Source organism: Wolbachia endosymbiont of Drosophila tsacasi, from assembly GCF_028982115.1.
Taxonomy (GTDB): domain Bacteria; phylum Pseudomonadota; class Alphaproteobacteria; order Rickettsiales; family Anaplasmataceae; genus Wolbachia; species Wolbachia pipientis_B.
In genome coordinates this window covers 1-7141 of sequence record NZ_JAPQLJ010000049.1, presented here as the reverse complement: position 1 = coordinate 7141, position 7141 = coordinate 1, and the positions used below count along the sequence as shown (strand labels likewise).

At 36.0% G+C, this 7141-nt stretch carries 5 protein-coding genes, 1 tRNA gene and 2 pseudogenes; 4 read left to right on the top strand and 4 right to left on the bottom strand.

Going from position 1 to position 7141, the window contains the following annotated elements; translation table 11 throughout:
- Window positions 1–335: 335 nt before the first annotated feature.
- From mnmG to OZD70_RS04110, 4 genes are all read left to right on the top strand, one after another.
- A complete protein-coding gene (mnmG, locus tag OZD70_RS04125) occupies window positions 336–2270 on the top strand; it encodes a tRNA uridine-5-carboxymethylaminomethyl(34) synthesis enzyme MnmG (RefSeq protein ID WP_275021096.1) in 1935 nt (644 codons plus the stop codon).
- Window positions 2271–2275: 5 nt separating this feature from the next.
- Window positions 2276–3952, top strand: a complete 1677-nt coding sequence (locus tag OZD70_RS04120; RefSeq protein ID WP_275021094.1) for an aminopeptidase P family protein — start codon at window positions 2276–2278, stop codon at window positions 3950–3952.
- Window positions 3953–4071: 119 nt separating this feature from the next.
- Complete coding sequence (locus OZD70_RS04115; protein ID WP_182183161.1) at window positions 4072–4437, top strand: hypothetical protein; 366 nt, start codon at window positions 4072–4074, stop codon at window positions 4435–4437.
- A gap of 252 nt (window positions 4438–4689) precedes the next feature.
- Window positions 4690–4830, top strand: coding sequence for a hypothetical protein (locus OZD70_RS04110; protein ID WP_182183163.1), 141 nt, complete (start codon window positions 4690–4692; stop codon window positions 4828–4830).
- A 43-nt stretch (window positions 4831–4873) separates the two neighbouring features.
- Here the strand turns inward: OZD70_RS04110 and OZD70_RS04105 are convergent.
- From OZD70_RS04105 to OZD70_RS04090, 4 genes and pseudogenes are all read right to left on the bottom strand, one after another.
- Window positions 4874–5513 (bottom strand): annotated as a pseudogene (locus tag OZD70_RS04105) (IS110 family transposase); the annotation flags it as partial.
- Window positions 5514–5831: 318 nt separating this feature from the next.
- Window positions 5832–5903 (bottom strand) — tRNA-Cys (locus OZD70_RS04100).
- A 5-nt stretch (window positions 5904–5908) separates the two neighbouring features.
- A complete protein-coding gene (locus OZD70_RS04095; protein ID WP_275021098.1) occupies window positions 5909–6805 on the bottom strand; it encodes a class I fructose-bisphosphate aldolase in 897 nt (298 codons plus the stop codon).
- 64 nt (window positions 6806–6869) lie between these two features.
- A pseudogene (locus tag OZD70_RS04090) lies at window positions 6870–7067 on the bottom strand (hypothetical protein); the annotation flags it as partial.
- Between the last annotated feature and the right edge of the window lie 74 nt (window positions 7068–7141).

The window sequence follows — 7141 nt, the reverse complement described above, 5'->3', positions numbered from 1 at the left end:
AACCCAGAAATGTTGTGAAGACATAAGGTACACATAGTGCAAAAAATTAAAAATAAGACGCCAACTACGTTGTTTTCTTGTTGTTTAATCTGCACAGATGAAGATAGCTAAATACCTTCAGTTTCATGATAAGGGGGCTGGCGAGGTTTATCAAGTAAGTTTTTGTATTTAATCCGTTTCTATAACTTGGATACCAGTGCCTGCTACCTGGCTCCCGGTTATAATGTTCGTGTGGTTATGTCACAGCACTGGGTAACAGGAGAGGTATCACTATAAAATTTGACATTAACCGTTGATAATCGGAATATTAGTAGAGTAGAATTACTCAAAAAAGCATGCATAAATATGACGTAGTAATAGTAGGTGGTGGTCATGCAGGGTGCGAAGCTGCCGCTGCGGCAGCTCGCCTTGGTGCAAACACGCTGCTTATCACTCATAAAATTTCAACTATAGGAGAAATGTCCTGCAATCCAGCAATTGGAGGAGTTGCAAAGGGTGTTGTAGTCAGGGAAGTTGATGCTCTTGATGGAATAATGGGAAGAGCAATCGATCAAGCAAGCATACACTCAGTCATTTTAAATAGTAGCAGAGGTGCAGCAGTATGGGGCCCGCGTGCACAGGCAGACCGAAAATTATATAAGCAGGCAATACAGGAAATTATTCTAAATTATAACAATTTGACGGTAAAAGAAGAGTCAGTCGACAATTTTCTTATAGAAAGTAATGGCAATGGGAAACCGTGCATTAAAGCTGTAATAATAAGCTCGGGTGAACGTATACCAACAAGTAAAGTCATTCTAACTACAGGAACTTTTCTGCGGGGTGTGATTCATATAGGAGAGCAAACAACTCCTTCAGGAAGAATGGGAGATAAGTCTGCAGTAGAACTTGCAAATACATTGAAGAAATATGATTTTAGATTAGGTAGACTGCGTACCGGAACTCCACCAAGGCTTGATCGTAATACTATAAACTGGTCAATATTGCAAGAACAAGTGGGTGATAACCCACCTGTGCCGTTTTCTTATCTCACAGAAAAAATTAACCAACCTCAGGTATCATGCTTTATTACCCATACTAATGAAAATACGCATAAAATAATTAGAGAAAATCTTCATAGGTCAGCTTCTTCGTATTTGGATGACATTGTTGCACCAAGATACTGCCCATCCATTGAAGTTAAAATTAATAAATTTGCAGAAAAAAGTAGTCACCAAATATTTTTAGAACCAGAAGGGTTGGATGATGATACTGTATACCCAAACGGAATTTCAAATTCATTGCCTGTTAAAGTGCAAAATGAAATGATAAAGAGTATCAAAGGACTTGAAAACGCAGAAATATTAAGGTCTGGATATGCAGTTGAGTATGACTATATTGATCCACGAGAACTAAGCCATACTCTTGAAACTAAGAAAATTAAAGGTCTATATTTTGCTGGCCAAATTAATGGCACCACTGGATATGAAGAAGCAGCAGGGCAAGGAATTATCGCCGGAATTAACTCAGCACTCTCTGCATCTAAAAAAAAAGAGAGTTTTGTTCTTCACCGCACAGATTCGTATATTGGCGTAATGATAGATGATTTGGTCACCAAAGGGGTGATCGAGCCTTATAGATTATTTACCTCACGTGCAGAATATAGGCTAGCTATCAGGTCAGACAATGCGGATAGAAGATTAACACAAAAAGGTTATGATATTTCCCTTGTTTCGCATGAGAGATACTCTGTTTTACAGAATAAACTTAAATCCATTAAGCAGCTTGAAGAGAAGTTAGGGAGTCTGACGATTACTCCTGAGCAGCTTAGGTCTTATGGTATTAAAATATCTTATGATGGAATAAGAAAAACGGCACTAGATTTACTTAGCTATCCAAACATCGACTGGAATAAATTACAAGAAATATGGCCGGAGTTAAGCAGCGTCACACGCTGGAATGACAAAATGGGACACACCAAAGCGGATAATAGAGCTAAGAATGAAATATGCGAAGCGGTTGAAATTGAAGCAAAATACAAACCTTACCTAATAAGACAAGAAGCGGATATGAAGTTTTTACGAGAGGAAATTAACACTCAAATTCCAATTGATTTTAACTATTCACAAGTTAAAGGCCTGTCAAGTGAGGTAATAGAAAAGTTGCAGACGATAAAACCAGCTACAATTGGAATTGCAAAGCAAATACAAGGCATCACTCCCGCAGCAATAGTGAGCATATTAGTGTACCTTAGAAATAAGAAAACGAAAGTAGTTGCTAGTTTTGCGTGAGGTATATGTCAAAAATCGAAGAATTTCGTTCTTTTATGCACGAAATAAACGTTGATGTATTTGTGTTGCATACTAAAGACGAATATTTAAATGAATATTCAAAAGAGTTAACAGAATTATGTGGCTTCACAGGAACAAATGGGCTACTTATCGTTACAAAGAGCAATAAGTGCCCATTTTTTACAGATGGACGCTATATTACACAAGCTCGCAGTCAGCTCGATCAGGACAATTTTCAAGTATATAATATACAAGAAGAGGATCCACGCGAATGGGTAAAAGCAAACTTAACATTGACCACCTCACTAGGTTACTATTTGCAATATTTTACCATAGAAGATATAAGAAAGTATGAGAATATCTGTAAATTAATACCCTGTTTAGCTGGAAAAAAAAGTGACTATCGAAAACAAGCAGTGGTTTTACATTCCATTAAATATGCTGGTGAAAGTAGCAAGAATAAATGTGAAAAAGTCGCTAAAAGCATAGATAAAGAAGCTGAAGCAGTGCTTTTAACTGATCCAAATTCAATTTCATGGCTATTAAATTCAAGAAATGAAAATGCCAAATATACTCCATGTATATTTGGCCGTGCTATATTGTATAAAAGCGGTAATGTTGATTTGTTTATTCAAGATAAAGAACATTCAACTATAGAAGCAAATTTAGGCAATCATATAAATATTTTTGATATTAGTGAGCTAGAAAATTCGCTGCACAAGCTAAATTCAATAGTTATAGATCCAAACACAACTCCAATTAGTATCATGGCTGTAATAAAAGATAAACAGGTAGCTGAAAGAGAAGATCCTTGTCTAATTTATAAAGCAGTAAAAAACCAAACTGAAATAGCTGGGGCTATAAATGCACACATTAAAGATGGAGTGGCAGTTACAAACTTTCTACATTGGCTTGAAAATAATGTTGGCAATGGAATCACTGAGCTCAAAGCTGAAGAAAGGATTTTAGAACACAGAAAAGAGCAGGGTTTGTTTAAGCAACCAAGTTTTCCAACAATTTTCGCATTTAATGAAAATGGTGCAATAATTCACTATCGTGCAAGCAGTAAGACGAATAAGGTAATTCAGAAAAGTGGACTATATTTGATTGACTCTGGTGGCCAATACCTTAATGGCACAACTGATGTGACAAGAACTGTAGTGGTTGGTAATCCGACCAATGAGCAAATAACCCACTATACAATAGTGTTGAAAGCTCACATTGCTATAGCAAGTGTCATCTTTCCTTCTGGCACTACTGGTGGAGAATTGGATATATTGGCACGTACGCATTTATGGAAATTTGGAATGGACTATATGCATGGTACAGGGCATGGAGTAGGAAGTTACCTATCAGTACACGAAGGACCACAAGCAATATCAAAGGGCAATAAAGTGAAACTCACGCCAGGAATGATACTTTCCAACGAACCTGGTTATTACATTCCGGGAGAGTATGGGATAAGAATTGAAAATCTGATGTATGTCGACAGACAAGAAAATAGCTTTTTACATTTCAAACAACTGACCTTCATTCCATATGATAGAAGGCTAATAGATGTGCAAATGCTTACTAAAGATGAAATTGAATGGATAAATAGCTATCATCAATTTGTCTATGAAAACTTAGAAAATAGCGTAAAAGATAAGGAATGGTTAAAGAAGGTATGTGACCATTTGTAAGCAAAGGAGCATTTTTCATTGTTTAAAAAGTATTAATGCAATTGTGATAGGTATTTTGTATTGTTTTTAATTTAAAAACGATATATAATAAAGAATATGTATTTTTAGGTAGATATATTATGATAGACAAAGGACAAGAAGATGAATTTATGAAGCAGTATATGGATACTTGCAAAGAGCAAATAGAAAAATTAGCTAAGGATCCTGAATTGCTTAATCAGACTTTAAAACCATTTATGCAAATGTCCCAGCAGCTTATGGCTGGCGGTATGTTAGAAGGGGCTATGCCTGGCATGGTACCTGACTTAGGTAGTATGGATGTTAACAAGATGATTGCTCAGATGAAGGAAATGATTGACTACATAAGAGGTAACTATAAGGAGCTAATAAAAGAGCATAGCTCGCAGATTCAAGAGCTTGATGAATCCAGTAAAAAGCTAAGAGGCTTAGTTAAAAAATTGATAGAAAAGAGCGAAAGTAAATAAACAATATCTAACGCAAGTCTCTTCTGTCATTCTATGCACAGCTGCATAGGTATCTAGTGACCTTACCTAGAAAAAGTAGAGAGAAAGTTAAGACGTTTTTGGAGTAAAATAAAACGTTTTTTCAAAATATGGCAAATAGAAGCAGCAGGATTCAAATTAGAAGCTGTTAAGCTGGTTAAAGAAACAGAAGTACAAAAATAGCAAAAGGTCTAGGCATAGGTGGCAGTATGTTAAGTAAATGGATAAGAAAATATGATGGAAAAATGTCAGAAGCATATGCATTTCCAGACAAAGGCTCCTTATGACAAAGAAAGATTTGATCTAAAAAAGGAATTAGCAAGAGATGGGCTTCTAGCAGATATTCAAAAAAAGCATCCAAATGTAGATCCCTAAAATTCATGCTGAATTAAAGATATCGTCTCTGCTATCAAACAAATTATCCAACAAAATTACAATTAAATGGTTGATTATTTTTAAGAATACCAAAAAAGACATGCATTAATTTTCGCATTAACGCAAGAACTATGACTTTTGGACATTTGCCTTTACTTGCTAGACGCTGACAAAATTTTTGAAAATGATTATTATGGTTTTTGACTACTATAGCTGGCATATAAAGAGCTTTTCGAATACGCTCAGATCCTATTTTGCATATGCAACTTCTCTTGCTTACTGACGATCCCGATTGATAATGTCCTGGATTTAGACCAGCAAAAGCTGTAAATTGTTTAGCATTGTCAAAGTTATCAACTGATGGCATTTCTGCGACAACAGCAGTAAGATATCCTATACCTTTTATAGTCTTAAGGTTTTCCACCATATTTTTTAGATGTGGATAGTTGTTTATATGCTCATTAATTTCTCTTTCGAGAACAATAATTTGCTCCTCTATTGCCAAAATTACTTTAGATATAGCTTCTTTGCAACTGGAATGTATATTTTTGTTTTCCAAGCGATTTGTCTGTTGCACCTTATCATCTTTTAGCGATTGCATGCAACGCCCTCAAATGCCTCATTTCAGGTGCAATGGGCTTCCAAAGAGTAGGTTTGTTGGCGATACAAAATCTTAATGGCATTAGTGTCACATCAGCTTCACCCTCCCTGTGAGGTATTTTAGCTCTAATGCCTCACATCATAAAGATACAAGTGTTGGCTACTTGGATGACACCATTTGTTGTAAACTCACTTTTGCTCTATGATTATCTTTTTAGATCACCTTATCTACCTTATTCTGTCACTCCGCTGAACGGATACCTTTTTTTACTTAGTTTGGGTTATGCAAGAAGTCTATTGATTTTACTTATGAATAAATAATGGATAAGCTTTCTCTATAGGTTACACACTTAAAGCTACTGTTGAATTGAGCAACTTTTACAAGATATAGAAAATGAAAGAGGCCGGGACCGGAATTGAACCGGTATAAAAGGATTTGCAGTCCTCCGCATAAGCCATTCTGCCACCCAGCCATTTTTTATGTGTAGATATCCATTATATCTTTTAGCATAGATAAAGCTTCCTCCCTTTTGCGTTGAAAAGTGTTACGGCCAATAATTGAACCATTACCACCACCCTGCTTAATTTCTTTTGCTTCATTGCATATGTCATCTACTTCCTTCGATTCGCCACCAGAAAAAACTACTATTCTTTTCCCTGCAAAACAAGATCTTTTAACATATTCAATTCTTTTAGATAATGATTCAATATTTTCTGTTTCTATTTTCTCCCTTTCCAAATATTTAGTTGGAAGTTTTACTTTGATTATATTAGCGCCAAGTAAAGCTGCTATGTGCGCAGCATAGGCAATAACATCAACTGCTGTTTCACCTTCTTTGGAAAGGCCCTCACCCCGTGGGTAAGACCACAACACTACTGCAAGCCCATAAGATTTGGCTTCAGCTACGATTTCACGGGCTTCTTCCATCATATCAAAACACTTGGCAGAACCAGGATATATAGTAAATCCAACAGCCAAGCAGCCCAAACGCAGCGCATCTTTCACAGAAGAGGTTATTGCTTGATCAGAAGTCAGATTTTTTGAATGTAAGGAGTTGGAACTATTAAGTTTCAAAATAAGTGGGAGCAGGCCAGCATAGGTTGAAGCACCAGCTTCAATCATACCAAGTGGAGCAGCATATGCACTTACTTCCGAATCAACTGCAAGCCGAAAATGATAATGTGGGTCATAAGCATCAGGGTTAACTTCAAAGCTTTTTATTGGCCCGTGCTCAAATCCTTGATCTACTGGCAGAATCACTAACTTGCCAGTGTCGCCAAGCTTTCCATGCATGAGAATACGAGTAAGATTTGCTTTCACCCCGGGGTTTTCACTTTCGTAGTAGCTTAGGACTTGTTTTACTTTATCACTTATCACTATAATTCAAATTAAATTTAAGTTATAAATTGTAACAAAGATGAAGTTCAATACAAGGATTTTAAACTATATCAAAAGCAATTTTATTTTCTACTTTATTCATATAGATTCTTAGTTTCTTTCCTTTTATTAATTTACGATTCAGTATTTCTTCTGCTAAGTAACTTTTCATCTCTTTTTCAATAAGTCTCTCTATTGGACGTGCTCCCATTTCTTTACTATAACCCATTTGTACAAGATAAGATTTCACTTCATCCTTCTAAGAAACTTCCTTAACTAGCTCCTCTTGTTGCACTAAAGTATAGCCAAATTCTCGTGCCTTTTTGATCAAAA